The following is a 26,124-nucleotide window of genomic DNA, read 5'->3' as shown; positions in this document are numbered from 1 at the left end:
TGGAGGCGCATTCATACGGCGATGTCTATTCTTATTCCGATCATGTGCAGTTTTACGGGGAAGAAAGGATCATCCTTTAACCCCGCCCAAATGCAAACCTCCAATGATAAACCGCTGGAACAACAGGAACACAACAATTGGCGGAAGCATGATCATGGTCAGAATGGAGAACCGAATATTCAGATCAAGCATGCGCGCATTCACGATATACTTGTAGATGGCTGTAGCAAGCGGGTACATCTTGTCGCTATGCATGACCATCGATGGCCAGAACCATTCATTCCATGCTGTGGAAAACACGAAAATCGCCAGTGTTGAAAAGATTGGAATAGACAATGGAATCGCAATTTGCAGGAAACACCGCAACTCGGACGCGCCATCGATTCGTCCGGCCTCGAACAGCTCGGAATGCAAACTGTCAAAGAAGCTCTTCAGCAGCAGCAGATAGTAAGCATTCGCTCCAGCCGGAAGCCAGAAGGCCCAGTACGAATTCAGCAAACCCAAATCCTGCAAGTTCAAGAAGTTCGGAATCAGGTAGGTTGTCGGCGGAATGAACAGCGTCATCATGAAGAAGAAGCTGATCAGTTGCTTCTTCGGCAGTCTCAGTCTGGACAGGGAATAGGCTGCCATTCCGGTTACGACGACAGTCGCTACCATGTTGCCAACAAAGATTAGCAACGTGTTCTTCAAAAAGGTAGGCAGCGGGATATAATTCCAGCCCTTCGTGAAATTCTCCCAATGCCAGGACCCTTGCGGAAGGAAGTGCGGTGGAAAGGAGTTGACCTCCTGATTGGACTTGACCGCATTAAACAGCGTTGAAAAGATCGGGTACAGCATCGTGATTACCATAACGACAGTGATCAGGACCATAAATCCATAGATTAGCTTGACATTCAATCGGTTAAAATCATAACGGGACAGAATCCCTCTCTCATGGCTCTTCATGTCTAATTGACCTCCTTGTTCAGCCTGTACTGTACGAGCGATAGCAGACCCAGCACAAGGAACATCATCACGCCCAGGGCTGTCGCAACTCCTAGATTAAGCCTGGTCGTGGCATATTTTACGATGAGCAGCGCATAAGTCATCGTCGCGTTATTAGGCCCGCCGTCCAATACAGCAAGCTGTGACTGGAAGCCCTGCGAAGCAGCAATCAACTGCAGAATAAACATAAGAACAATGAGATTGCGGATCGAAGGGAGCGTAATATGCCAAATTCGCTGCCACACCCCTGCCCCGTCAATTTCGGACGCTTCGTACCAGTCGCGCGGGATACTGAGTACGGCGGCCAGATAAATCAGCATCGCTGCACCGAACTGCTGCCATGTCTCCATGAGTACAAGGGAAATCATCGACCACGACGGATCGGTGAGAAAATTAACTTTCTCAGCTCCTACCTGGGTAAGCGTTCCGTTAATCGGTCCGACTGAATCATAGAACCATCTCCACACGCTGTACAGGACGACAAGTGGAATGACATTAGGCAAATACGCGCTGACGCGGACAAAGCCCTGAAACTTCCTCAGCTCTGAGATCATAATTGCAAAAAATATCGGAACGACAAAACCAATCAGCAAGCCCAGGAATACATAATAAAGTGTGTTCCCGATCGCTTTTAACAATACCGGGTCCTCAAGCGCCGCCTTGTAATTATCGAGTCCTACATAGGTATTGCCTTTAACGAAATCCACTTGGTAAAAGCTGTAGAAAAACCCCTTTATAATCGGCATCCATAAAAAGAGAATAAAAATAACCGCGGCGGGCAAAAGAAACGCGATTCCCCAAAAATATTTTCGGAGCCACCGGGTCAAGCCGGAATCGCTTTTCTTCACCTCACTTGGCGGTTGCACTTGCAACGTGGAGTTCTGCATGCCTCTTCCCTCATTCCTTTTCGTTAATACAAGATCGTCTGTACTCCGGCAAAGAAACGTCTGTCCTTTAAGCTAAATTCTGCAATCAGAGACGGATATGCCTGTTTTGGAGTCCATCTTTATTGTAGAAAGGGATGAGGAATTTGATAATGTGCAAATCTATGGAGATGATACGTATTCTTACTTCTTCATTTCACTCGGGCTAATTCCATAGAATTTTTTGAAAATTTTACTAAAATGTTCCGGTGATTCATAGCCAACCCGCTCGGCAATTTCATATCGGCGCAAATCCGTGCCTGTAATCAGGGACTTGCTGAGCTCCATTCTAAGCTTGATGACATACTCCCACAGGTTGAAGCCGGTTATTTTTTTGAACAGGTAGCTGAGATAATTGGGACTTACGTGATTTTTTTGCGCTACTTCATGAAGGGTCAGACCCTTCTGGGTAAAATTCTCATCAATATACGCCTTGGCCCGCTCGACGATCAAATTCGTCTGATCATGAAGTTCCTCCCGTGTCGGCTCCTGATGCGTATAGGCGCTCCAGTTGAAATCTCCGTAATAAAACACATAGTGATCCTGATGCTCCTGATGCCACTTGGCCGCTTGGGCGGCCTGATTGTATAGCTCGCCCAGAAATTCAGTACCACGCAAAATCTGGCTGATCCCGACCACGCAGGCAATGCCGAGAAATTTATAAATATTGAAATGAAGCCCGCGGCCGATCATATCAAGCAGATTAATCTTGTTCACGTTCATATCCGCATAAGCCACTTCATTCCATTGAAGCAAAATGCTTAGCTCCTGATTCGGAGAGTAGAAGGCAATATGGCTCCACTCCTGGCCGACCAACTCCTTCACAATGTTAAGCGCTGCATACTGCAGCAGTTCCTCGTCCTTGGACGTCAAAGGCATTAATCCTGACGCCTTGCGCTTGCCAAGCTGCAGACGCAGCACAGAAAAATACGACCCTTCAAGCTGAACCCCATATCGTTCCCGGAGCTGCCTTATCGCATCTGCCGCTTCCCCGGCCGGACCGAACAATTTATTAAGCAAGGAGGTTTTATCCGCCACCGGCTGCTCCATTCTAAAGCTCTCCCGAAGCTCCGCCTCACCCGGCTGCAGCACCCCCTCATCCTTGCGCTCCAGCTTAAGCAGCACATTTCGCACCGAATCCAGGAATTGCTCGCTGTTGAGCGGTTTAATCAAATAATCCTTGGCCCCAAGGCGCATCGCCATCTGGGCATACTGGAACGTCTCATGAGCGGAAATTACAATGGTCTGCACCCACGGCTTAATAAGACGGGCCTGATGCATCAGTTCAATGCCCGTCATGGCATCCATCTGGATATCCGTGATGAGCAGGTCGATTTCCTCCATCCGCAAATAATCCAGCGCCTCATAGCCGCTATGCGCATTGTAAATATGCTCGATTGCGAGCCCCGAAGTTTGCAGCAGCGAGGTAAGCCCTTTGACGATCAACGGTTCGTCATCTACTACCAATATGCTGTACACCTTATTTTCCCCCTTGTTATTCCCGGATCAGTTCCGGTTCCTCTGGCCGCACAACCGGCATCATGACGGTAACGACCGTTCCTCCATGCTCGCCCTCCCTGTAGCCCAGCCCGTACTGCCGGCCAAAATGCAGCCGCAGCCGCTGATGAATATTGCGAATGCCATAACCGGACTTTGTAGGGCCCTCTTGCTCCAGCGTCCGCCTGATCCTTTCATAATCGACTTCTTTGTAGCCGTTATCCTCTACGGTTACACAAAAGCGCTGATCGATGATGGAAGCTGATACAATAATTTTCCCATCTTCATCCATATGGCGCACACCATGAATAATTGCGTTCTCAATAAGCGGCTGCAGCGTAATTTTCGGAATCAGGCACTGCTTGACAGCTTCATCAACCTTCCATTCCAACTGAAAACTGTATTCATAGCGCTTCTGCTGCAGCCGGACATAAGCGCCCGCATGTTCCAGTTCCTCGCCAAACGTAATCAGCTCACGGCCTTTGCTTAAGCTGATCCGCATGAGCTTCGACAGCTCCTTGATCATCTCGGCTGACTCCGTTTTACCCTCCAGCGCGCTCTTCCAGTAAATGCTCTCCAACGTATTGTACAGCAGATGCGGATTAATCTGGGCATACAGGATTTGCAGCTGCGCTTCCTTCTGCTTGATCTCCTGCTGATACTGGTCGCGGATCAGACTGTTCAAGCGACCGGCCATATCGTATACGGATGCGATCAAAACACCGACCTCGTCGCTCCTTCCCTTGCCCGGGGTCTGCGGCACAATCTTGCCGGGCACATAGGAGCGGACAAACATCGCCAGCTTTTGCAACGGCGTAAGCAGCGACCGCCAGAAGTACATTAGCAGCACAAAAGCAGAAACGGCATACATGACAGTGATCAGCTGAATAATGCGCTTGAGCTCATTTTGCTGCTGCAGCAGCGCTTTTACCGGGATTTTATAAATCAACTGTTGCTGGGGTCGGCTGTAATTCATCACATAAATAAAGTCTGCAGCTACATAGCCTATCGTATCCACGCCAGAGCCTTCCTCCCATTTGAAATCAGGCAGTTCCAGCTTGGAGCCGATTTTCATCGTGTTGGAGGTAAGTACGGTATGTTCGGCATCCGTATAATAAATCTCTCCGTCCGGGAGCGAGACGCTTTCGAATGTGGAAGCTATCTTCTCATTCATATTGGTGGCGACCAAAACTCCGATAACGTCCTTTCCATCCGCAATCGTATTAACAGCTCTTATGTAGGCAAGCGTCTTTTGGGGACCTATCAGCGTCTGCTGGTCGATAACCTTCAGATAGCCCCGGCCCTTTATTTTCAGCGCTTCATCAAACCACTCCGGCCTCGTATTGTCGGAAAAAAAATAAACCCCGGACTGATTAAATGGTATTTGGGGCGCAAAAAAATAGGCACGGTCCGGATCATAGACATACAAGGAATAGTTGATGGCCTGACCATCTGATTCCCCTGTTGAATAGGCAGACAGCATCGCATCGAGGGCCGTATATTTGCGCACTCGCTTGTAAACAGAGTTTTCCTGGTATTTCATCTGCTGCGTAACCGGATTTTGAATAATGGTAGTCATGATTCGATGCACGGTATCAATATCGCGTCCGATCAACGTTTGATTTTGTTTATTCAGCTCGACATAAACATTGGTTACATTTCGTTTCATAATTTGCTCTGCTTTCCCGTTGCTGTACCAATGCAGTAGAAATACCGGGAACGCCATCGCTAGAAAGATCAGAATGAGCTGCTGCTTGATGTTAAGCTTGGTCAACGGATTCCTCATCCTTCCACGCATAGGCCCATCGTCCCCCCAACTTTAGTAACTATAACTATACTATCATTAAATGGCATTCAAGATAGTTACTTCTACGTTCACCAGGCGTATTCTTATGCTTTTGCGTAAGCCTGCACATCATTATCGTAAAAATGGACAGCTTTGCTGCCAAAAGCTATCCATACAATCTCTATTTTCAATCAGAATTGTAACTCTCTATTTCTTATAAATCAACCGTTCGACACCATTTTACACAACTTTTGGTTGTTTTCGATGAGAGGCGCGCAAAAACTTGGTACAACTAAAATGCAACTATTCTCCTCCCTGGCGTTTGTTTGTCAAACAGGCTTGGAAGAGAATAGCTGCATTTTCATCTTGCGTATATCGTGAATGGCATACAAGTTGAACAATTATGGCAATTGCAATCGGGCTACAGGAAGAAGCCGGTATCGGTAAAATCTTTCACTGCTTTGTAAATCAAATATGGGAGCACCACAATTCCGAAAACGCCAAATCCTATTCCAGTCAAAAAGGCTTTCCAATTATTCCAGGTTTCACTGATTTGCTTGGTCATCGTTCTCCCCTCCTTTCATTAGGATACCGGAATGTCAAGGCATTGAAGACGGGTTAATGAGAATATTATAAGAATTTTCTGAAAATTAATCAAATGCTATTTATAGCATGATTTGTTGATTTTTTATGTTGTAAAAAAGTTCGGCAAATCGCACCTGACCATGCTCGTTGTTCTGCTGTAAGACCTGGTAGAACAGGTATCGCCTTATTGCGGATTGGTTGTCCAGATACCGGCTGTCTTGATGAAGACCCGCTGCGGCAGCTTGAGCGCGGCCAGTATCAGATCGGCTACATCCTCTGGCTGCATCATCCGGTCCTCATCTCCGATTTTCAATCCTGCGCCCACTGCGAGCGGCGTGTTTACTGTGCTTGGCGTCAGCGCCGTTACACGTATATTGAACTTGCGCACTTCCTGCATCAGCGATTCTGTCAGCCCGATCACGGCGAACTTGGACGCACAATAGGCCGATCCGGTCGCGAAGCCGCGCTCCCCTGCTGTGGAGGCAATATTAATAATGCTGCCGCTGTTCTGCTCAATCATAATCGGGAGCGCTGCGCGCGTCACATAGTAGGTTCCCATCAGATTCGTCTGAATAATGCGCTCCCACTCAAGCGAATCCATCTCCAACAGTGTGCCGAATTGGCCAATCCCTGCATTATTGATCAGAATATCGATGGAACCAAGCTCTCCTGCCAGTATGGCAACAGCCTTGTCCACTTCCTCCTTGCTTGAGATATCGGCAGAGACGATATGCACCTTTACGCCCCAGTCTCGGGACAGATTGTACTGGAGCGCCTCCAGATCGGCACTGCTTCTGGAGACCAGACCGAGGTCAACGCCCTCCCTTGCCAGCGCCTCAGCCGCCGCCTTGCCGATACCTTTGCCTGCTCCGGTAATAATCGCGGTTTTGTTCTTTAATTCCATGTCCTCTCACTCCTCGTAATGTATGTTTTTGGCATTGTGCCTGTCTATCTATAGCCGTTCTTTTATTGTAAATGATCGGAGACGCTGCTTTCAAATAAACCGCCAGATGCAAGCAGTTCTGCTTTGCCGGCGCAAGCCTGGACTGCCAATTGACGAAACATACCTGATGATGGATTATATTCCTGTCTTTCCTATCTTGAGAGAGGAGCAAGCTAATGGAATCCATTCAAAAACAGGAACAGTTCAAGAAGGACAGGTTGTTTGTGCTGCCTGATTATATGGCCAAAGAATTGGAGGATCACGCATTGACCCGGACCCTTTATGTGCAGGACATCGGTTATTTTTCACAGGCAAAGTATCATCACAGGGAACGCAAGGAGGGATGTGAGGCGCATATCTTCATTCTTTGTGCGGACGGCGAGGGTTGGATCGAGATTGAAGGCGGCAGGCCTATACAACTTATGGCGCGGCAGCTTTATGTTATTCCCGCCGGGAAATCCCACCGCTACGGAGCTTCGGAGCGTAAGCCCTGGAGCATCTACTGGTTCCATCTCCAGGGCAGCGATGCACGAGAGCTGATAGGCGCTTATAACCTTGACGACGGAGCGCTTCAACTCCCAATCAGTACCTACACCCGGGTTATTGAACTGTTCGATCAATGCTATGGGCTGCTGGCAGGCAAAACATACTCCCGGCTTATGCATATTCATGTGTCACAGCTGATGCGCGCGCTCATCAGCTGTGCAGGCCTTGAGTCCTCCCATTCACAGAGTGATCAGAAGCGGGAGAGCTATTTTGCCGAGGCCGTCCGGTATATGACAGAGCGTCTGGCAGAGACCATCACACTTGCGGATTTGGCCAGCCATCTCGGGTTGTCCAAGCCCTATCTGACTTATCTATTCAACAAAGAGGCCGGCTTCCCGCCGATTGACTATTTTTTGCGTATGAAAATGCAGCGCGCCTCACAACTTCTGGACACAACCAACCTAAGCGTCAAAGAGATTGCCGCCGCTGTCGGCCTCTTCGATCCGTATTACTTCTCACGGCTGTTCAAGAAAATGACAGGCTGCTCTCCTACCCGCTACCGCAGCATCCAAAAAGGATAGCTGACTGTCTCTTCGTCCGATATGCCTGGATGATGGATATCCGCCGTGCTCTGATCATAAACATAGACAAGATGCCATGCCGCCCATTTTAATTTCACGCTAAAGGGGGATGAGCCCGTGATTCTTGAAGTCGCCATATTGATTGTTCAGCCCGGCAAGAGCAGTGATTTTGAAAGCCAGTTTCGCAAAGCCGCCCGGCTCATAGCAAGCACCAGAGGCTATATCAGCCATGATCTGCAAAAATGTGTGGAAGTGCGGGACAAGTATCTTCTGATCGTGCAATGGGAATCGATCAAGGCCCATTCGGTCGGCTTCAAGACATCCCCCCTCTATGAGGAATGGAAGGCGATGCTGGAGCCTTACTTTGAGGAGCCGCCGCTGGAAGAGCATTACATTCGCATCCGCCCAGTAAACGACACCTCTCCCCTGCCATGAGCTAATGCTGCTAGCGAAAGTGTGAAAAAGGAGCCTGCATTCAGCGCAAGGCAAGATGCAGGCTCCTTTTTCATTTATAGTTGCTTCCGTATAACGGTATCAGTCCTCGTCCAGTTCCGTCTCTTTCAGACTCCAGGTCCATAGCCGCTCCGCAGATTCATCGTCGGCGGCCCTGGCGCTAAGTTTCTGGACGCGTTTCTTATAGAAGTATTCCCCGGTCGTCCCCTTCACCTCGGGGCTTACTGACAAGTAAATAGCTGTCTGTGAGCCTTCTTCCACTGTCAGAAAGAACGGCTTCAACAGCTTATGAAAACTTTGTCCGAAGCCAGTATCGCGGCTGACTCCGATACTCGTCGAGACGGCTCCCGGATGCAGACTGTTCACCGTGACAGAAGTGCCTTTCAGTCGTTTGGCAAGCGCCCGGGTAAATAAAATATTCGCCAATTTGGACTGGGGATAGCCTTTCGCAGCATTAAAGCCCTTGCTTAGATGCGGATCATGGAAATGAATGCGTCCTATCTTATAAGCCCCCGATGCTACGACAACAATCCTCCCTTGCTCTGCCCGCTTGAGCGGCTCAAGCAGAAGCAGAGTCAGGAGGAAATGCCCCAGGTGATTGACACCCATCATCGATTCGAAGCCGTCGGACGTCAGCTCCCGCTTTATACTGACGACACCCGCATTATTCACCAATACATCGAGCGGTTCATTGCGCGCCACAAATTCAGCCGCAAAGCTGCGTATGCTTGCCAGCGAGCCCAAATCACACAGCGCCAGCTCAAGCGCATCGCTACCGCTGGCTGCACGAACTTTCTCCAGCGCCTGTTGGCCACGCGCTTCATTTCGGCAGAGCATAATAACATGCAGGCCTTCCTTTGCAAGTCCAATCGCGGTCTCCAGGCCCATTCCTGCACTGGCGCCAGTTACAATAGCTGTCTTCCGTTTCATCCGCTCACCCCATCCGAATACTTTCCCAATTCATACGACTGAAGCACGCTTGACTTAAAAATTAATATGGTCTGGATCAGGACCAAAACGCTTATCCTGATTGAGCCCGTCCAGACGATCCATGTCTTCCTGCGACAGGATAAAGTCAAAGACATTCGCATTCTCTTCAATACGATGAGCGGTTACCGATTTCGGTATGGTCACAACACCATGCTGAATATCCCAGCGAATTACAATTTGAGCAGGCGACTTCTTGTACTTTTCGCTTAGCTCAGCAAGCAGCGGCAGATCAAGATTACCCTGCATCAGCGGACTCCAGGCTTCCAGTTGAATGTTATGATCCTTGCAGAACGCCAGAAGAGGCTTCTGAGTCAGCAGCGGATGATATTCCACCTGATTGACCATCGGTTTTACGTCGCTGCCATCCAGAAGATCTTCCAGATGGTGAACATGGAAGTTGCTCACGCCGATCGAGCGCACCAGTCCGTCCTTGTACAGCTTCTCGAGCGCGCGCCAGGTGTCCTTGTACTTGCCTTTTACAGGCCAGTGAATGAGGTACAGATCCAGATAGTCAAGTCCGAGTTTGCGGCGACTCTCTTCGAAAGCCTTTAGCGTCGTGTCATAGCCCTGGTCAGCGTTCCACACCTTTGTTGTGACGAACAACTTGTCTCTTGCAGCGCCTGAATTGTGAATGGCCCGGCCTACGCCCTCCTCATTGCCATAAATGGCCGCCGTATCAATGCTGACGTATCCGGTAGAGATCGCATGCTTAACCGAATCCTCTATCTCTTGACCTTCTTTTACGCGCCATACGCCAAGACCCAGCCAAGGCATTTTGACGCCATTGCTTAGTACAGTGCTGTCTTTTAAAGACTGAGACATCGTGCACCTCCCAAAATATAGAATCGCAGCGTGAATCTTATCATAAAGTTTTCCTGCTTTCTTCTATTTAAGCATATCCGGGACAGCGGATTCAAGCTAGCTGCGTTGCTGCACTCGTTGCATGTTCGTGGAGGCGCCATTACTTCAGAATATTATTTATCATTATTAATTGCTCATGCCTTAAAAGTTATCGTAAAAGCCGATCCCAGCCCCGCTATACTGTCAACTGAGATTTTCCACCCATGTTTCTCAATGATTGTTTTTACAAGCGATAAACCTAGCCCTACACCACCCGTCTTGCGATTGCGCGATTTATTTACACGGTAAAACGGTTCAAAAATCTGCTGCAATTCATCGGATGGTATGCCATTTCCAGTATCCGATATTATGATCTGTCCTACTCCATTTGCCACTTTGGTTTCAACCCGGATTGTACCTTTATCTTTATTATATTTCGTTGCATTTTCCATCAGATTGAAGAATGTTCTATAAAGCAAGACTTGATTACCTCTCACATGACGAAGTTTGCAATCAATTTCAGTCTCAATCTGCTTCCCTTCAAGTTGCGGGCGGAGTTCGCTGAGAATGGATGTAAACATATCCTGCAGGTGGATCGGCGTCGTTTCGAATCCCTCCTGCTCGTCATACAGATTCAACAGGTCATCTACAACTGCCATTAGTCTTTTCACGTTTCGCTCTGTCGTGGCAAGCGTTTCTTTATAATCCGTTACGGTTGGGCTTTCCTCCATATGGAGTACCTGTATGCCTGCATTAATGGTTGCTAATGGTGTTTTCAGCTCATGGGCAACATTGGCTGAAAATCGTTTTTGTCTTAAAAACGACTTTTCCAACCGGTCCAGCATCATGTTAAATGATTGCCCAAGCGCACCAACTTCGTCACTTCGTTGATTGTCCGGAATACGCTTTTGCAAATCATCCTCGGTAATTGTAGAAATCGTATCGCTTAATTCATGAATAGGCCGCAATGACCTGCCTGCAACGAAATACACCATGCCCATCCCAAGTATCGACACTATAGCCAAAATAATCATATTAGTCGAATCAAAATCACTTTTTGCTTTCGTAACTTCTGCTGGAACTAACGATGTACGTGGAGCCATTTCTGATTGCACTAGACCGGGACCAACAATAATTCCTAATGGTCGTGAAACAGCCGGAGCTTCCTTGATTTTAACAAATTGAGATCGAGCATTATAGGAAGCTGTTATAGTCAAGATCACAGAACAAAGGATTAGAATAGCTCCTGCAAGCAATGTGATGCGCATTCTTAAGGATACTTTGCTTGCGAATTTCATTCGTTCCCCTCCTCGATTTTATATCCCATGCCGCGCACATTTCGAATCAAATCTTTATTACACTTAGCGTCCGCTAATTTCTTTTTAATTGAATGAATGTGATACTTCAAGGTATCAGGGAAGAAATCAGCATCGCTATCACTTGTGTGATTTAGCAACCGTTCAGGACTGATCACTTGCCCCTTGTGAAGCATCATATATTCCAGGATTGCATATTCCTTTTTGGTGAGTGGCAGTTTTTCATCTTGAAAAGAAACCATTTTCGTTGCTATGTTTAAATGAAGCCCGTCACAGGTAATTTCATTCCCGTGTTGAACATATGCCATACGCAACAAGTTTCGTATTCTTGCTTGCAATTCCAAAAAATCAAAGGGTTTTGACAAATAGTCGTTGGCTCCCATATCCAGCCCCTTTACCCGATCTTCTATGGCATTGCGGGCGGATAAAATCAATACTTTTGTTTCCTTGTCTTTTTCTCTGATAAATTTCAATACTTTTAAACCATCGATTTCAGGTAAATTCAAATCGAGTATAATGACATCATATGTGTTAACACTATAGTAGCTTAGCGCTTCTTCTCCGTCATACGCTTTGTCGACAGCATAGCCGCTTTTACGAAGCCCGCGGTCCACAATCTGTGACAATTCTTCTTCATCTTCTACAAGCAAAATCTTCATACTTCCTCCGTTCCCTTAATAAAGAGGCGAGCGCTATTGACTGCCCACCTCCCCTATTAAACGAGTTATTTTGCAGATGTCGTTTTACCAGCCAACTGTTCCTGGACAGACCGTGGAATTTTGCCTATAGGTTTTGCATCTTTTACAACGATATATTGAATTTCATCCGTGTTTTTGTCTTCGATTTCGCTAAAGCCAAGCGATGGCTGTTCGATCCCTGTTCTAGCCGTCTCATCGAGAATTTTGCCTTTGCCTGTAACTTTTGTCTGACCCGTGCTTTCCTCTTCATTAACGCCGAATGCAGGTTCTTCTATGCCTGTTCGAGTCGACGTTTTGCCAGTCAACTCTTTCACATTCACGCCTTTGACTTCGGACAGTGAAGGGGTTGCTGCCGCCGCAAATACAGAAGTGCCACCGATAGCCAAAGCCCCTGCAAGAGTCATTCCCACAATCTTTTTCTTGTTTATAAGTGCCACACTAATTTCTCCCTTAAATTTTATATTTTTTAAAAAGGCAAGGCAACCTGTAAATAAAGTATAGCAACCCAATGGTTGAGAAATCGTTAGTTTTTGTTCATACCATTAACTACAATCCGGAACGAAACAACAAAACTTAAAAATATAAACACCAATTGAATCAGCAATGCCAGCATAATGCCTGTATACACAAGCTTGAAAAGCAGCGTTCAGTAATATCGAATATCGAACGGTTGGGAACATTGCCCGAAGAAACGGGCAACTCTTTATTGCAATAAAGCAAATACGCGTTAATCAAAGCACTTGCTTACTCTGCTGATGATGAACTACAATGTGTCTAATCAATTTGTGCTTCACATAACTGCTGCACAGGCGATGAAGGAGACAGTAAGCAGAATCAAGGCTGACAGGAAAGGCATGCCACCGACTGAGAGCTGCCCAAGTCAATGCTCTGCTGAATTTCACTCCAGAGCCGACACCTGAATACCAGTCTGTCTGAACAGACTGAGGGTAGGGCTGTCCGTATTCCCTGCGTTAAAGGGCAAGAGTGAGAGATGAATGTAATCGGTCTGGAACAGACTTCAGGCGAGTTCATGTCTAATTAGGGTGGTACCACGACTTCTCGTCCCTTGCGGATGGGAAGTTTTTTGTTGTTCGTGGAGTATCACAAGCTGCAAAAGCACAAAATACGTTAAAGGGAGAGAATGAGGATGAATCAGAATCATACGGAAGTATTGGAACGTCAGCTCAGGGATGTCAGCCATCAAATGCTGGAGCTTGTACAGGAGCAGGTTCGTATTGTACAGGAGTTGAAACTTTCGCCCTCTGAAATGCAGGAGCTGCTGGATAAACTGGCCGGGCTTGCAGACGAGAAACTGGAAAAGAAGTACGTACGTGATTTGTTCGGGGTTGTGCTGGGCATCACTACGGAAACAGTCAAGGCCAAGGAGCGCAAGCCGCTGCTCGTCTCGCGTGTTCATCAGCAAGAAGACACGATTATTGACCTGGGTGAAGTTCGTGTTGGGGGCGGAACGCCAGTTATGGTCGCTGGTCCTTGTGCCGTTGAGAGCTATGAGCAAGTTCGCCAAGTAGCTGCCGTCCTCAAGGCTGCAGGCGTAACCGTGCTGCGCGGCGGTGCATTCAAGCCGCGGACATCTCCTTATGAGTTTCAGGGGCTCGGGATTGACGGCCTAAAAATTTTGAAGGAAGTAGCGGCAGAGTTCGGCATGCAGACGATTAGTGAAATTGTTCATCCCGCCCATGTAGAACTCGCCGGCGAATATATCGATGTGATTCAGATCGGCGCCAGAAATATGCAGAACTTTGAGCTGTTAAAAGCTGCCGGAGAAGTGCAAACGCCGGTGCTGCTGAAACGTGGGCTGGCTGCAACGCTGGAAGAATTCCTGCATGCGGCTGAATATATCGTATCCCGGGGCAACCGGCAGGTGATGCTCATTGAACGCGGCATCCGTACCTATGAGAGAGCCACCCGCAATACGCTTGATATTTCTGCGGTACCGATCCTCAAGCAGGAGAGCCATCTCCCTGTACTGGTTGATGTGACACATTCTACAGGACGCAAGGAAATTATGGCTCCATGTGCCAAGGCAGCGCTTGCCGCGGGAGCAGACGGCGTCATGGTAGAAGTGCATCCGAATCCTGCAGCTGCCCTCTCCGACGCCGCCCAGCAGCTGGATTTTGAAGCATTCGGGCGCTTCTACGCGGAAGTGAAGCGATCCGGGTTGTTGTAGGGGACAGGACGAAGGATTCTGGAGGGTGGAACATCCCATCTTTTGCGGAAGGAGGTTTATATGAAATAGCCGGATCAGGCTCAGCGTTAGCTAACTTCCGATCCGGCTTCCCAATCCACCGATCGTATTTCAGCAGACACAGTGACTTCCCCATGCAGTAGAATTTGGGTAAAGTATTGCCTAGTTCGCAACTCGATACCTATAAAATTCTTAGAACCCCTTGTATAGCAAGGATTTCCTCGTTACAAAATATCAGGAAATACAGGATACTTAGTGTTACCTAAAATGGTGATACTCCCATGTAAATCTTCTCGCTTATCTTTCCATCCTCTCTCTACTCAACCTTCTAACAGGTCCGATTTGCTTCTCAAACATCAAATCCCAGATATCTAGACATTACTGTGCTACATTCCTCAACTCAGGATGCTTGCTGGCAGCAATCTCATGGTATAGTCCAATAACCAGCTTAGAAATAGCTTCTTATATTACGTAAAAATCAGGTTCGTATTTCTTTTTCTGCGTATAACCCGCGGTCGTCTGATTCGTATATCTAAGCTGAGAAAATCAAAGTTATGCGAAATCAAAGCAACAAAAGCAAAGTGAATAACAGGGAGAATCCTTGCTGAACAAAGGTTTCGTCCACTTCTAAAGGGTCAAAAAATAGTTCGCATAGTATGGTGTTAGATGATCTCTCTCCACCCAAAAAGCTGAAATTTTATATTTTATGCAAATTAATTACAACCTATTTTCATATTCATCTAGACTTATTCCGCTTTTTAACTTCCACTCTTTTCTACCATTCATTGAACTGTTTCTTACAATAGCCGCTGCTGCCGAGGGAGATTTAAAGTCAATATCCTTACACAATTTAAAAAAACTCTCACTTTCTGAGGGCTCAAAATATCCATCCTCTTCAAGTTGTTTTCTTAATTTTGAGTAGTTATGGCTAGCAAAACTACTAACATTATCTTTTCGAACATAAGAATTGCTTAGGAGCCTATACGTCCCCTCAATGATAATAAGCTTGGCTTCTTTAGTTGCTTCACCTTTAGCTCCCGATACGTTTAAATAAAAAATGTTACTTTCTTGATTTCTGTTATTTACATCGGAAAATTGAGTTTTAGTAAAGTCTAAAATGCCTAAATTCCTCAATAAAAATATAACATTATCATTAAAATCATCCATGTCATCGCATTCAGAAACTGGTAGTTTGGAACCTGGCGGTGTGTTCCCATTAGTCATCTCAATTGTAGTTTTATTTTTATATGCAATTTCATAAAGTACTCTCTCAAGGTATCTGACATGCGACTTTGTTAAATTAGCGTCTTTGCTAATAAATACAACAAAGTCGCTCCACCAATCCTTTTTCTTAAACTGCTCAGATATTCTTCCATTTACTTCATCGGCTTCTCCAATATATATTTTCTTTTGGTAGGATTCTTCAAGTTCAGAAATTAACAAATAAATACCGGGAGAACATAATTCTTCGATATTTTGTAGCAATTGAACATGTTTTCTATTTCCAATATATGCCTTACCTGTCCAATTGCTAAGTTCTGCAGTTTTTAAGTTTTTATAATTTTCTCCCATAATATATAACTTGATTGATTTACCTCTCATCAAAAAACCTCCGTGATTTGAAAAATTCTTAACTCCCTGTAACTTTAAAGAATATGTATGTCAGAGGGTTTCATCTAACGTAATATTGACGAAGTTCGTCAATCTACAGAATACAATTAAATAAACGAACAAACCGAGACTCAAATTGTACCTATAGATAATGCTCTTATTATACAATGGAATGGAAAAATATGACGAACGGTATTCTTTTACTTCCAAACAAAAAGCCTCCCCCAAATCCTTTGGCAGAAGCATCTAAAAAATTGATTTACGCGAACATCCCACCAATAACAGGTACATATAACTTTTAATTCAAACTTCCGTCCTGCATTTAATTACAACTAAATCGACTTCGCCAATATAACGAGCTTGCTCATCGTATTCCAATTGCGCAAGGTCAGGTTGGGACTGAGCTTTTGGACATTGTTCGCAAGCTTCGAATCAGCGGCTCCGTTGTTCAGCAATATATGCAGTTCCCGCCCGCATACCTTGAACTCGTCTTCAAACTTGTACACTTCGAGCTTTTGGATAGCTCCCTGAGAAGGCGCTTCCTCGAGTAACCCGATATATACATTTTTGCCGTCGGGAGCCGCTTTGGTCCGGTATGGGGATTCGTGAATAATCGCCTCAAGTTCCCCGGAGGTCCGAACCATAACTTTGATTGAGAGACCGAATCCGTCAGCGATCAGTTGCTCAATCCGTTCGCCCAGCAGTGATTCCGGCTCATCGGACTGGAACAGGACATTGCCGCTATTAATATAAGTGTGTACGTTGCGAAAGCCTTGCTGTTCCATCTGCTGCTTCAACTCGGCCATTTTGATTTTATTTTTGCCGCCGACATTAATTCCTTTCAACAGCGCAATTTGAATGGGCATTTGCAGACCCTCCCGATCTATTCATTACAACTTCTTTTCATAGCACAAGCTCGAAGGACAATCCACATATTCTCCAAACTTCGGAATCTCATAAAATTCATGCTTGATGTAAAAACGCACGGCTTCGACTTGCTTCGCCCCTGTTTCCAGCCGCAAATAATCGAACTGCTTGTCCCGCGCTCTCCGCTCCAACTCGCTCAGCAATGTTCTGGCAAGGCCTCTGTTCCTCACTGAAGGATCAACAAAAAAACGCTTCAGTTCAGCATACTTGTCATCCAGCCTCATAATGGCTCCACAGCCAACAGCCAGATTATCAATATACGCAATAATGAATTGCATTTCATTTTTGATGGCCTTTTCCTCGTCTATAATAAATACTTCCTCAGGCGGATACAATTCAAATAAATAACGATCCAACTGGGTGATGAGCGGCGCCAACTCCGGGTGGTTCGTTGGAACATCTTGAATTTCAACAGGCAGCAAATTCCTCTCCATCCCTTCTCTTTAGGGTTGCCATATCCGATTAGAGTTGCATATCCACCTAAGTAAGTTTCATATCCGCCTAAACAAGCCGCTATGACAGCAGCATAGTAAGTCGCTTATCGCGTAATGTCCGTTCTCCGTGTCGTTCCATCTTCATACCCGATAATGACCGCACTGGCCATTCCGGTAAAAAGTCCATTCTCCACCACGCCCGGAATCGCATTGATCTGCTGCTCCAGCGCCGCCGGGTCCTCGATTGTACCGAATGCACAATCCACAATGTAATTGCCGTTATCCGAAATAAAAGTGTTGCCGTCCGCGATCCGAACGACAGGCTCACAGCCAAGCGCCTTTAGCTTCAATAGAGTCAAATTGAATGCAAAGGGTACGATTTCCACCGGAAGCGGGAACTTGCCCAATCGATCCACCTGCTTGCTCTCATCTGCAATGACGACAAACTGCTTGCTGTGCGCAGCCAATATCTTCTCTCTCAGCAGCGCGCCGCCGCCGCCCTTGATCAAATTATAATTTGCATCGACTTCATCCGCTCCATCTATCGATACATCAATTTCCTGAATACCGGACAATGGGACAACAGGTATGCCGAGTTGAAGCGCCAGTTCCTCAGATTGCCTGGAGCTTGCAACTGTACGGATATGCAATCCTTCCTTTACCCGTTCGGCAATCTTGTGAATGGCGTAATAAGCCGTAGATCCGGTCCCCAAACCTACAGTCATTCCACTCTGAACAAATTCCACTGCTGCTTCCGCAGCAATCTTCTTGGCAAGCATATCGTGATCCTCCTCATTGATGTCGCCAGTCTCGCCTTGCGCCTTCTTTTCTTCATTATAACTCAGTTGACGATTCATAGAACATGTTGAATACCGTTCCGTCCCCTTCGTTATTGCCATTGCCAGGATTGCTCGGATAATACGGCGCAGTTGTAAAGTAAAACGACGCTATGCCGTCATCGCAGGCATAGCGTCGTTTCATCTTGAAATCAAATATAGATGCAGTTAACGAAAACGCAACAAATCTCTTTGATTTTTCCTCATCCGAAAAAATATAAAATTCTCCAGCGACTCAATTTGGAAATATGCGTTGTTTTCGTGCAAGTAACTCATCGGCTGTCCCGGCAGTTCCCCGTATGAATGTCCAGGATAGACCTTGACATCGGGATGGACCAGGCTCCGAATCCTCTTCACACTATGAAACAATTCCACCGGGTCGCTCCCTTTTGAACTGCACATGCCGCATCCTTCAATAAATAGGGTATCCCCGCTAAATAGACTGTCCGAAAGCAAGTAACAGCCCCCTCCTGCCGTATGTCCCGGTGTCAGCAGACTGGTTACGGTTGTTTCTCCTATATGAACGCGGTCCATATCTTCCAGTCCGTACAGGGAGGGGCAGGTATACTGATAATAATCAATTTCCTTCCTCATCATATACACCCGGGGTTGATATAAGTTGTAAAGAGGGCCTACCAGGTTCACATGATCTTTATGAGAATGAGTGAGGAGTATGGTTGTTAATATCGCCTCATGCCGGGTTAAAGCTTCTAGAATAGCGTTCAATTCCCAAGCCGGATCAACGACAGCCGCCATTCGGGTTGTCCGGTCAATAATCAGGTAACTATAATTAATGTAATGTTGATAGCAGACTCTTATGGCTTCAACTTGATAGGTATGCATGGGACTGTTTCCCCTTATAAATCCAGATTGGACTTCACTCCATATGCACTTTTCCCGCCGTCACAGAACGCACAGGCGACCAGAACACCCATAAGAACGAGAGAATACCGCCTATTATGGCCACAATAATTGTCATATACAAGCCGATCCAGGTTCCGAGTGCACCACCCGTCAAAGCCCCTATGGGGATAACCCCCCATACGACAAATCTCATCGTAGCATTCATCCGTCCAAGCATCTCGGGTTCTGTGATAGACTGCCGAAAGCTAAGCTGGGCAATGTTGTACACCGTAGTCGCGAAAGAAACAATAAACATGGAGGCAAACATCATGCCAAAAGCGACCCCTTTACTTCCGGTAGCCCCAATAAGAAACAAAAAGCCGATGCCTTGGCAGAACGCTGATCCCGTAATGACTGGCCCGAAACCAAACTTGCCTACTAGCCTGTTGCTTAATATGGCACTTAGAACTGCCCCTATGGAGCCCAACGTCATGACAAGTCCGATCGTAACAGGGCTGAACTCCAGCACTCTTGTCGCGTACAAAATAAGGACAGCCTGAATCATATTATAGAAAAAATTAAAAGTAGCGGAACAGGCAGCGATAGAGCGAAGATAACGGCTGGTAAAAACAAGCGAAAGACCTTTCCCCATGTCTTCCCACACACTTAACCTGGACTGCCTATCCTTTCTTTGTTCCGGTTCATTGACTGTAATCGTACTGGTCAGGAAGCCTGATATTAAAAATGAAATCGAGTTTAAAATAATGGAAAATGCCCCTGTCATCCATTGTACCATCACCCCGGCAAATCCAGGCCCGGATACTCCGGCAACAGACCGGCTAAATTCCATTTTGGCATTCCCGTCTATCAATTCATTGTTTTTGAGCATATAAGGAAGAGCTGATTGATAGGCAATGGAATAAAAAGTCGTCAGAATGCCGGTCAAAAACGAAATCAGGCAGACGTAAAAAATGTTCAGCGAATCAAACCATGCAAGGAGCGGAATCGTGATCAGGAGAGCCGCGCGTCCAAAATCAGAAATGACAAGCAAGATTTTTTTGGGCCAGCGGTCCACCCAAACCCCGGCCAGCAACCCGAATAGAAGAAAAGGCGCATATTCAACAGCATGCAACACCCCCATTTGAAACGGGGTGGCGTTCAATGTAATTGCAGCGATTAATGGGAGAGCCATCAGTGTAATTTGTGAGCCAACCATGGAGAGAGATTGCCCTGTCCAAAATTTCAGAAAATCCCTGTTTGCCCATATGCCCCGCCGTTGCCGAATTCGTATTTCCTCTCGCTGTACGTTCATCATCTCATCCTCTACTATTTCTAAATAACTCCATACTCCTGCATAGGAAGAAGGATTATACAGAGACTTCCTCCTGTGCAGGCACAAACATTTCCCTTAATTGATTTAAATGCTTCAGCCCTTCCATTACTTGATCAAATTCAAGCCCAAAATCAAGCAAACAGGAGACTTCATCCACACCAAGCTTGTGAAGGCGTTCGATCATGGCAGCGCATTTGGGCTTGGAGCCCATTAACGAGCTGATCTGAAAATACTTCTCAAATGCAAAGGTAATCAGCGAATCCCTGCTGTTATCCAATACATCGCGCACTTGGGAATTATCATCCTGAAAAGGGTTTAAAGTTTCGTATTGCCCCAAGAAGGTATTCAAGTAATCGCGTAAAGGAGCACGGACCATTTCTTTGACCTCATTATCGTCCTCGCCTACATAAGTGTGCAGCATGACCGATACTACCCCGCTGTCCGGGTCATGTCCGTACTCCTTACGTTTTTCCCGGTAAAGTTGAATCCGGTCCTTCAGCATATCCAGCGAATGAGTAGCAAGCGAGCAAAGTACATGGAAACCCATCTCCCCCGCCTTGCTCCAGGTAGCAGGACTGCCGGAGGCTGTAAGGAAGACAGGAAGTTCAGGCTGAACCGGCTTGGGCAATATGTTGACCTCTACCTCTTGTCCGGAAATATCCTTATACGGCACCGATTCCCCGCGCCACAGTTTTTGGATCAGCTCCAAATGCTCAAACATTACTTCTTTGCGGTTATCATAGTTTCCGGGATTTAGAATGAAGTCTGCGGGATGCCAGCCCGTTGCAATGGAAATTGCTGCCCGTCCCCGGGACAGGTTGTCGACAACGGACCACTCTTCAGCTACGCGCAAAGGATGATGCAACGGCAATACGACACTGCCAGCCCTCAGTTGAATTCGGTCCGTTATCGTAGCCAATGCCGCACTCAGAATGGACGGGTTGGGATATAATCCTCCTACCGCTTGAAAATGGCGCTCTGGCGTCCAAACGGCTTGAAATCCGTTCCGGTCGCCAAATTTGACACTCTCCATTAATAGCCGGTACTTATCCACACTATCTGTAGAACCATCCCCGGAAAAAAAGATGAGAGAAAATTTCATCCCCTTTTTCTTCAAACTCTCCGAAATTCCAACGGTTCCCTGGTTTTTTGCAATGGTATCCGCCGCTGCACCCCCTTTTTGTTTTAACCGTTTCTCCAGCAGCACACGTTGTTCAGGGGATAGCGCAGCGAGCTTTTTTTCCAAATCATTCATCAGGCTCCCACCATTCTCAAATATTTTATTGCGAAGCGTTATAGTTCTTCTCACTGCGCCGCTGTTTTATTTTGTTCGTGATATGTTTATCATTCGTGCGGAACAGATAGTCCCACAAGGAGATAAAGAATGAATAATTGCATTTGTAAAGCTTATGATGCTTGAGATGAAATACGCCTACCGGGATGATACTCGTGAACTTTCCCTTGATGTTAGGGTTATGATCGAGTACATTCCGGGACAGGAAGATCTCATAGATGTAATGGAAAACAAAGAGAATGATACCGTACACGGGGTCGAAGAAGATGAGAACTACGATAGGAAGGGTGAACGTGAGCCAGACGTCCAGCGTCTCCTTCCATCCCCCGAACCAAAAGAAAAAATCATGCAGGGGAGGCCATTTCGACTCGCCGTAATCATATTTATGGTGGGCCATATGAATTTTATGAAGAAAGTTCTTTTTGTGCGTAATGTGCGCAAGTACATGCATGGTATAAGAGTACAAGGTCCATAAAAGGAAATACACAACCAGCTTAGTTATGAAAACTAACAACGCTATTCCTCCTATACGATTGGCAATAGATTTTTTTGAATATCAATCCATCTTCCTACTTCCGCATTGTGCACAATGGAGAAATGATCGGCTTTGACTTGATGAAGGGAGAGATTCGTGACCAGGCGGCTCCATTCCCCTTCTTGTTCATGAGAATCTTCCGCACGAAAAAGTTGTACATGCGCGATGTCCAGCTTCTCCCGCGGCCCCGGGTTATATTTCTGGAACGCCTGCACCGTATTCATATACACGTCGAACAAGCGGCTAACCTCCTCGGAGGTAGTTCCAGGCGGGAGCAAGTCCAATGCCTGAAGCTCGCGGTACAGCGAATCCCGATCCAGCCCTATAGCCTTCCACGACAGCAGGATCGAGTCCGAAATCGTATATCCTGGAACAGCAGCCAATTGTTTAATGAAGTGGTACAAAACCGTTTCCTCGGAGGCATCTGTCGTTTTGGACAAGTAGCTGTCAATCAAGGCCAGTTGAATGACTTCTTGTCCAGCTTCTTTCAGCTTTCTGGCTACTTCGTATGCAATAAATCCTCCCATTGACCACCCGCCTAACCGATAAGGCCCCTCTGGACGGAATGCTAAAATTTCCTGGAGATAGGCATTCGCCATCTCTTCAATCGTTTCCGGAGTCAAGCTGGAATTGACCATCTTGTGCGATTGGAAGGCATAGAAGGGCTGATCTTCCCCTAACTGCCGGGTGAGCGTGAAATAACAGGTGATGCTTCCTCCGACCGGGTGAAAAAAGAATAGCGGATTCTTTTCCCCTTTTTGTTGAATTTTGACCATGCACGGCTCTGATTCCGGCTGCGCATGCAGCGCCAGTTTGATCCCATCAATTTGCGCTGCCCAATCGGCAAGAACCGGATATTCAAATAAATAACGCAATGGAATATCGCAGCCAAACCGGGCTTTCGCTTGCGACACAACCTGGGTAGCGAGCAGCGAGTTGCCTCCAACTTCAAAGAAGTTATCCAACACTCCCACAGCGGGATTCTCCAGAAGATTGCGCCATATATCTACCGCCGTTGCTTCCGATGTTGTGCGCGGCGCCAGATATTCCTTATCTTTCGAAGCGAGCAGTTCTGGCTTCGGAAGTGCAGCCGTATCCACTTTCCCATTCACAGTAAGCGGAATCTGATCCAGCACCACATAATGGGAAGGAACCATATAATCGGGCAGCCTGCTCTTTAGAAAGCTCTTTAACTCTTCAATTCGGGCATTGGAATCGCCTAACACGACGTATGCGGCAAGCCGCACCTCCCCGTTGGCTGCTGTCCGCGGCACTACCACTGACTGGGCAAGCTTGCCATATTGCTGCAATTGTACTTCAATCTCGCCAATTTCAATGCGATACCCCCTCACCTTGACCTGATGATCCAGACGACCGAGGAATTCCACATTTCCATCCGGTAAAAACCTCGCCAAATCCCCCGTTTTGAACACCTTGGCATTCGGATCATCAGAGAATGGATGCTGTATAAAGCGATTCCGGCTCAAATTCGGTTGTCCCAAGTAACCGAGGGCCAATCCGGCGCCGCCAATATACAGTTCGCCGAAAACACCTGTAGGCACCAACTCCAGTCTATGATTCAAAATATAAATCTCTACGTTATTAAGCGGTTGCCCGACAGGTATGACTTTGTCCACTTGCCATTTGATATCCGGCTCAAACATCGTCGCCGTAATGGTTGTCTCTGTCAGACCATAATCGTTTATCCATCTTACCTGGCCTGCTGTCAGTCTCCTCCAGGTGAGAAATGTTTCATAAGAGACCTTTTCCCCGCCTACAATAACCAATTTAAGACTGGAGGGCAGTTCCGCCCGCTCGTATTTCAGGTCTGATACGAGATTGCTCCAGTGGGCTGTCGTTAAATTGAGCACCGAAATTTCCTCTTGTTGAATCCAGGCCAAAAACTCCCCGCCCTCAGAGAGATATTTGTCTTTCCACAGCACGAGTGTCGATCCTGCCAGCAGAGTCGGGAAAATTTCCTGAACCGCCACATCAAAGCTGATGGACGTAAATTGCAGTACACGATCCCGAGGCGTAAGTTGGAAACGGTCTATTATATTAAAGCAATGGTTGACCACGCCTTGGTGTGACACCATGACTCCCTTTGGCGTACCCGTAGAACCCGAGGTATAGATCACATATATCAGATCATTGGGATTGGCTTTGCCTTCTGGCACGGTGTACGGTTCCTGGGCAATGGACTTCCATTCCTCATCCAATGCGATGACAGAGCAGGATTCACCTTCAAATCTTGTTTTCCGTTCACCCGTTGTAATCAGGATAGGAGCTTGAGCATTCTGCAGCATATAGGTTAAACGTTCCTGCGGATAGGAGGGATCAAGAGGGATATAAGCCCCTCCGGCTTTTAAAATCCCGAGCAATCCAACTATCAATTCCAGTGAACGATCCAGGCAAATTCCGACCAATTGGTTGCGTACAAGCCCCTTTTTGATCAGGTAATGGGCTACCTGATTGGATCGCTCATCCAGCTCCCGATAAGTGTACTGTTGATTTTTAAAGCGAATCGCTACAGCCTCCGGTGTACGTGAGGCTTGCCGGGTGAACAGATCGTGGACACTGGCTTCAGGCAGAGGCCTTGTTCTGCTTTTCCCGCTCCAGTTGTATAGAATCTGCTGGCTTTCCGCTTCTGATATTATTGGCAGTTCAAGGATGCTGCGATGGGGATCAAGCACAACCTCCTGCAGCAAATGCTGAAAATGTCCGAGCATCCGCTCGATGGTATCCCCGTTAAACAAGTCCGTATTGTAATCCATGACCGCTTCCAGAACATCTTGATTTTCGGTAATCGTGAAGGACAGCTCCAACGCACTCGGCTTCTTGTTGAATTCAAAACGCTTGATGGTTACGCCAGGGAGCGATTGAACATCGGACGGTGGCGCATGAAGATGGGTGAGCATGGTTTGAAAGAAGGGGTTGCGGCTCCTATCCCGGTCTGACTGCAACTCGTCTATCAGCTTTTCATAGGGAATATCCTGATGGGCAAATGCTCCGAAAGCGGTCTTGCGTGCGAGCTTCAATACTTCGGCAAATGTAGGCTCTCCTGCCAGGTTCACTCTTAAAACCAGATTATTGACCAGCATGCCGATCATATCTTGCAGTTCTGGTTTATTGCGCGTGCTGATGGATGTTCCGATACAAATATCATTTTGTCCCGTGTAGCGGTACAACAGCGTTTGATACGCTGCCAGCAGCGTATTAAAGAGCGTGACGCCGCTCTTCCGGCTCAATGCCTTTAATTCGGCCGTAAGTTCCGGGGAGATCGTAATACGCAATCTTGCTCCATTGTGAGTCATGACAGGAGAATGCGGACGGTCTACAGGCATTCTCAACACAGGCAGCTCTCCGCCTAATTTCTCCCGCCAATAATGGAGTTGCTTGTCATAGGAAGCGCCTTGCATCTTCACTTTCTGCCAGTACGTATAATCTGCAAACTGGAGGGGAAGCAGCGGCAGTTCAGGAGCCTTTTCATTGATAAAAGCCGTATAAAACACACCCAACTCCTGAATGATTTTGACCAGTGAACTGAAGTCCGCAATAATATGATGAATGGTAAACAACAAGATCCGTTCTTCCGCAGCTAATCTGTATATTCTTGCGCGCAACAGCGGCCCTGCTTCCAAAGAGAACGGCTGCTGGATTTCTTCATTCATCAGATCAATAGCGCGCAGTTCCCGCTCTTCTGCAGGCAAATGGCTAAGGTCGGTCTGCGCAATCGGAATATATACCTGATCGAGAATTACCTGCTCCGGCTCCTGGTCTCTGACATGAAAAACGGTGCGCAATGATTCATGACGGCAAACTAACTCATTCAGGCTCCTCTCGAACAATTCCTCCTGCAACGAGCCTTGAATACGGAAAGCCATATTAATATTGAAATGAATACTGTCAGGGTCCAATTGGCTGAGGAACCATAGCCGGTACTGCTCAACCGAAAGAGGCAAAGATTGATTGCGGGATACACGTTCCATTACGATCTCCTGATTTATCATCTCCTACATCCTT

At 46.8% G+C, this 26,124-nt stretch carries 23 protein-coding genes; 3 read left to right on the top strand and 20 right to left on the bottom strand.

All coding sequences use genetic code 11. From position 1 onward, the window contains the following. Positions 1 to 69 precede the first annotated feature (69 nt). From JFN88_RS03505 to JFN88_RS03480, 6 genes are all read right to left on the bottom strand, one after another. A complete protein-coding gene (locus JFN88_RS03505) occupies positions 70 to 945 on the bottom strand; it encodes a carbohydrate ABC transporter permease (RefSeq protein WP_199017912.1) in 876 nt (291 codons plus the stop codon). A 2-nt stretch (positions 946 to 947) separates the two neighbouring features. After that, a complete protein-coding gene (locus JFN88_RS03500; RefSeq protein ID WP_199017911.1) occupies positions 948 to 1,871 on the bottom strand; it encodes a carbohydrate ABC transporter permease in 924 nt (307 codons plus the stop codon). 180 nt (positions 1,872 to 2,051) lie between these two features. Continuing rightward, entirely contained in the window at positions 2,052 to 3,386 is a 1,335-nt protein-coding gene (locus JFN88_RS03495) for a response regulator transcription factor (RefSeq protein ID WP_199017910.1), read from the bottom strand. A gap of 16 nt (positions 3,387 to 3,402) precedes the next feature. Continuing rightward, positions 3,403 to 5,178 carry a sensor histidine kinase gene (locus tag JFN88_RS03490; protein ID WP_332908429.1) on the bottom strand — a complete coding sequence of 592 codons (1,776 nt, stop codon included), beginning with the start codon at positions 5,176 to 5,178 and terminating at the stop codon, positions 3,403 to 3,405. Positions 5,179 to 5,611: 433 nt separating this feature from the next. Then, a complete protein-coding gene (locus JFN88_RS03485) occupies positions 5,612 to 5,755 on the bottom strand; it encodes a hypothetical protein (protein ID WP_199017908.1) in 144 nt (47 codons plus the stop codon). Positions 5,756 to 5,959: 204 nt separating this feature from the next. Next, entirely contained in the window at positions 5,960 to 6,679 is a 720-nt protein-coding gene (locus tag JFN88_RS03480) for a 3-ketoacyl-ACP reductase (RefSeq protein ID WP_199017907.1), read from the bottom strand. 215 nt (positions 6,680 to 6,894) lie between these two features. On the opposite strand from JFN88_RS03480, the gene JFN88_RS03475 reads away from it, so the two are divergent. After that, a complete protein-coding gene (locus tag JFN88_RS03475; RefSeq protein ID WP_199017906.1) occupies positions 6,895 to 7,785 on the top strand; it encodes an AraC family transcriptional regulator in 891 nt (296 codons plus the stop codon). Positions 7,786 to 7,902: 117 nt separating this feature from the next. Beyond that, positions 7,903 to 8,220 (top strand): antibiotic biosynthesis monooxygenase family protein, encoded by a 318-nt coding sequence (locus JFN88_RS03470; protein ID WP_199017905.1) that lies wholly within the window; start codon positions 7,903 to 7,905, stop codon positions 8,218 to 8,220. 99 nt (positions 8,221 to 8,319) lie between these two features. Here JFN88_RS03470 and JFN88_RS03465 read toward each other — a convergent pair whose 3' ends face one another. From JFN88_RS03465 to JFN88_RS03445, 5 genes are all read right to left on the bottom strand, one after another. Continuing rightward, positions 8,320 to 9,168, bottom strand: a complete 849-nt coding sequence (locus tag JFN88_RS03465) for an SDR family oxidoreductase (RefSeq protein WP_199017904.1) — start codon at positions 9,166 to 9,168, stop codon at positions 8,320 to 8,322. Positions 9,169 to 9,222: 54 nt separating this feature from the next. Next, a complete protein-coding gene (locus tag JFN88_RS03460) occupies positions 9,223 to 10,050 on the bottom strand; it encodes an aldo/keto reductase (RefSeq protein WP_199017903.1) in 828 nt (275 codons plus the stop codon). Positions 10,051 to 10,223: 173 nt separating this feature from the next. Beyond that, complete coding sequence (locus tag JFN88_RS03455; protein WP_199017902.1) at positions 10,224 to 11,366, bottom strand: sensor histidine kinase; 1,143 nt, start codon at positions 11,364 to 11,366, stop codon at positions 10,224 to 10,226. Next, positions 11,363 to 12,043: a response regulator transcription factor gene (locus JFN88_RS03450; protein ID WP_199017901.1), complete on the bottom strand. Its 681-nt coding sequence runs from the start codon at positions 12,041 to 12,043 to the stop codon at positions 11,363 to 11,365. The genes JFN88_RS03455 and JFN88_RS03450 overlap by 4 nt, the downstream gene beginning before the upstream one ends. A gap of 65 nt (positions 12,044 to 12,108) precedes the next feature. Then, positions 12,109 to 12,519 (bottom strand): hypothetical protein, encoded by a 411-nt coding sequence (locus JFN88_RS03445; RefSeq protein WP_199017900.1) that lies wholly within the window; start codon positions 12,517 to 12,519, stop codon positions 12,109 to 12,111. 704 nt (positions 12,520 to 13,223) lie between these two features. Here JFN88_RS03445 and JFN88_RS03440 point away from each other — a divergent pair. After that, positions 13,224 to 14,270 (top strand): bifunctional 3-deoxy-7-phosphoheptulonate synthase/chorismate mutase, encoded by a 1,047-nt coding sequence (locus tag JFN88_RS03440; protein WP_379165883.1) that lies wholly within the window; start codon positions 13,224 to 13,226, stop codon positions 14,268 to 14,270. Between the two features lie 735 nt (positions 14,271 to 15,005). Here JFN88_RS03440 and JFN88_RS03435 read toward each other — a convergent pair. The 9 genes from JFN88_RS03435 to JFN88_RS03395 form a co-directional block, all read right to left on the bottom strand. Then, positions 15,006 to 15,890 (bottom strand): GIY-YIG nuclease family protein, encoded by an 885-nt coding sequence (locus tag JFN88_RS03435; protein ID WP_199017898.1) that lies wholly within the window; start codon positions 15,888 to 15,890, stop codon positions 15,006 to 15,008. A gap of 341 nt (positions 15,891 to 16,231) precedes the next feature. Further along, the gene (locus tag JFN88_RS03430) at positions 16,232 to 16,765 is read right to left on the bottom strand and encodes a DUF1697 domain-containing protein (RefSeq protein WP_199017897.1); all 534 of its coding nucleotides are present in this window, start codon (positions 16,763 to 16,765) and stop codon (positions 16,232 to 16,234) included. 24 nt (positions 16,766 to 16,789) lie between these two features. Beyond that, positions 16,790 to 17,260: a GNAT family N-acetyltransferase gene (locus JFN88_RS03425; RefSeq protein ID WP_199017896.1), complete on the bottom strand. Its 471-nt coding sequence runs from the start codon at positions 17,258 to 17,260 to the stop codon at positions 16,790 to 16,792. Positions 17,261 to 17,364: 104 nt separating this feature from the next. Then, the gene (rpiA, locus tag JFN88_RS03420) at positions 17,365 to 18,039 is read right to left on the bottom strand and encodes a ribose-5-phosphate isomerase RpiA (RefSeq protein WP_199017945.1); all 675 of its coding nucleotides are present in this window, start codon (positions 18,037 to 18,039) and stop codon (positions 17,365 to 17,367) included. A 225-nt stretch (positions 18,040 to 18,264) separates the two neighbouring features. Beyond that, the gene (locus JFN88_RS03415) at positions 18,265 to 18,939 is read right to left on the bottom strand and encodes an MBL fold metallo-hydrolase (protein WP_199017895.1); all 675 of its coding nucleotides are present in this window, start codon (positions 18,937 to 18,939) and stop codon (positions 18,265 to 18,267) included. A gap of 34 nt (positions 18,940 to 18,973) precedes the next feature. After that, complete coding sequence (locus JFN88_RS03410; protein ID WP_199017894.1) at positions 18,974 to 20,254, bottom strand: MFS transporter; 1,281 nt, start codon at positions 20,252 to 20,254, stop codon at positions 18,974 to 18,976. A 52-nt stretch (positions 20,255 to 20,306) separates the two neighbouring features. Next, positions 20,307 to 21,527 (bottom strand): LLM class flavin-dependent oxidoreductase, encoded by a 1,221-nt coding sequence (locus JFN88_RS03405; RefSeq protein WP_199017893.1) that lies wholly within the window; start codon positions 21,525 to 21,527, stop codon positions 20,307 to 20,309. Positions 21,528 to 21,552: 25 nt separating this feature from the next. Continuing rightward, positions 21,553 to 22,080: a sterol desaturase family protein gene (locus JFN88_RS03400; RefSeq protein ID WP_233167380.1), complete on the bottom strand. Its 528-nt coding sequence runs from the start codon at positions 22,078 to 22,080 to the stop codon at positions 21,553 to 21,555. Positions 22,081 to 22,091: 11 nt separating this feature from the next. Then, positions 22,092 to 26,111, bottom strand: coding sequence for a non-ribosomal peptide synthetase (locus tag JFN88_RS03395; RefSeq protein ID WP_233167379.1), 4,020 nt, complete (start codon positions 26,109 to 26,111; stop codon positions 22,092 to 22,094). Positions 26,112 to 26,124: the final 13 nt, after the last annotated feature.

It is taken from the genome of Paenibacillus roseus (assembly GCF_016424485.1).
Taxonomy (GTDB): Bacteria; Bacillota; Bacilli; order Paenibacillales; family Paenibacillaceae; genus Paenibacillus_D; species Paenibacillus_D roseus.
Note: the sequence above shows the minus strand (reverse complement) of the source record. Positions and strands in the feature narration are given on the sequence as shown.

Excerpts from the sequence above, each read along its gene's own strand:
- JFN88_RS03505 (WP_199017912.1), bottom strand. The coding sequence starts at position 945 with ATGAAGAGCCATGAGAGAGGGATTCTGTCCCGTTATGATTTTAACCGA.
- JFN88_RS03500 (WP_199017911.1), bottom strand. The coding sequence starts at position 1,871 with ATGCAGAACTCCACGTTGCAAGTGCAACCGCCAAGTGAGGTGAAGAAA.
- JFN88_RS03485 (WP_199017908.1), bottom strand. The coding sequence starts at position 5,755 with ATGACCAAGCAAATCAGTGAAACCTGGAATAATTGGAAAGCCTTTTTG.
- JFN88_RS03480 (WP_199017907.1), bottom strand. The coding sequence starts at position 6,679 with ATGGAATTAAAGAACAAAACCGCGATTATTACCGGAGCAGGCAAAGGT.
- JFN88_RS03475 (WP_199017906.1), top strand. The coding sequence starts at position 6,895 with ATGGAATCCATTCAAAAACAGGAACAGTTCAAGAAGGACAGGTTGTTT.
- JFN88_RS03465 (WP_199017904.1), bottom strand. The coding sequence starts at position 9,168 with ATGAAACGGAAGACAGCTATTGTAACTGGCGCCAGTGCAGGAATGGGC.
- JFN88_RS03460 (WP_199017903.1), bottom strand. The coding sequence starts at position 10,050 with ATGTCTCAGTCTTTAAAAGACAGCACTGTACTAAGCAATGGCGTCAAA.
- JFN88_RS03455 (WP_199017902.1), bottom strand. The coding sequence starts at position 11,366 with ATGAAATTCGCAAGCAAAGTATCCTTAAGAATGCGCATCACATTGCTT.
- JFN88_RS03450 (WP_199017901.1), bottom strand. The coding sequence starts at position 12,043 with ATGAAGATTTTGCTTGTAGAAGATGAAGAAGAATTGTCACAGATTGTG.
- JFN88_RS03440 (WP_379165883.1), top strand. The coding sequence starts at position 13,224 with ATGAGGATGAATCAGAATCATACGGAAGTATTGGAACGTCAGCTCAGG.
- JFN88_RS03435 (WP_199017898.1), bottom strand. The coding sequence starts at position 15,890 with ATGAGAGGTAAATCAATCAAGTTATATATTATGGGAGAAAATTATAAA.
- JFN88_RS03430 (WP_199017897.1), bottom strand. The coding sequence starts at position 16,765 with ATGCCCATTCAAATTGCGCTGTTGAAAGGAATTAATGTCGGCGGCAAA.
- JFN88_RS03425 (WP_199017896.1), bottom strand. The coding sequence starts at position 17,260 with ATGGAGAGGAATTTGCTGCCTGTTGAAATTCAAGATGTTCCAACGAAC.
- rpiA (WP_199017945.1), bottom strand. The coding sequence starts at position 18,039 with ATGCTTGCCAAGAAGATTGCTGCGGAAGCAGCAGTGGAATTTGTTCAG.
- JFN88_RS03415 (WP_199017895.1), bottom strand. The coding sequence starts at position 18,939 with ATGCATACCTATCAAGTTGAAGCCATAAGAGTCTGCTATCAACATTAC.
- JFN88_RS03410 (WP_199017894.1), bottom strand. The coding sequence starts at position 20,254 with ATGATGAACGTACAGCGAGAGGAAATACGAATTCGGCAACGGCGGGGC.
- JFN88_RS03405 (WP_199017893.1), bottom strand. The coding sequence starts at position 21,527 with ATGAATGATTTGGAAAAAAAGCTCGCTGCGCTATCCCCTGAACAACGT.
- JFN88_RS03395 (WP_233167379.1), bottom strand. The coding sequence starts at position 26,111 with ATGATAAATCAGGAGATCGTAATGGAACGTGTATCCCGCAATCAATCT.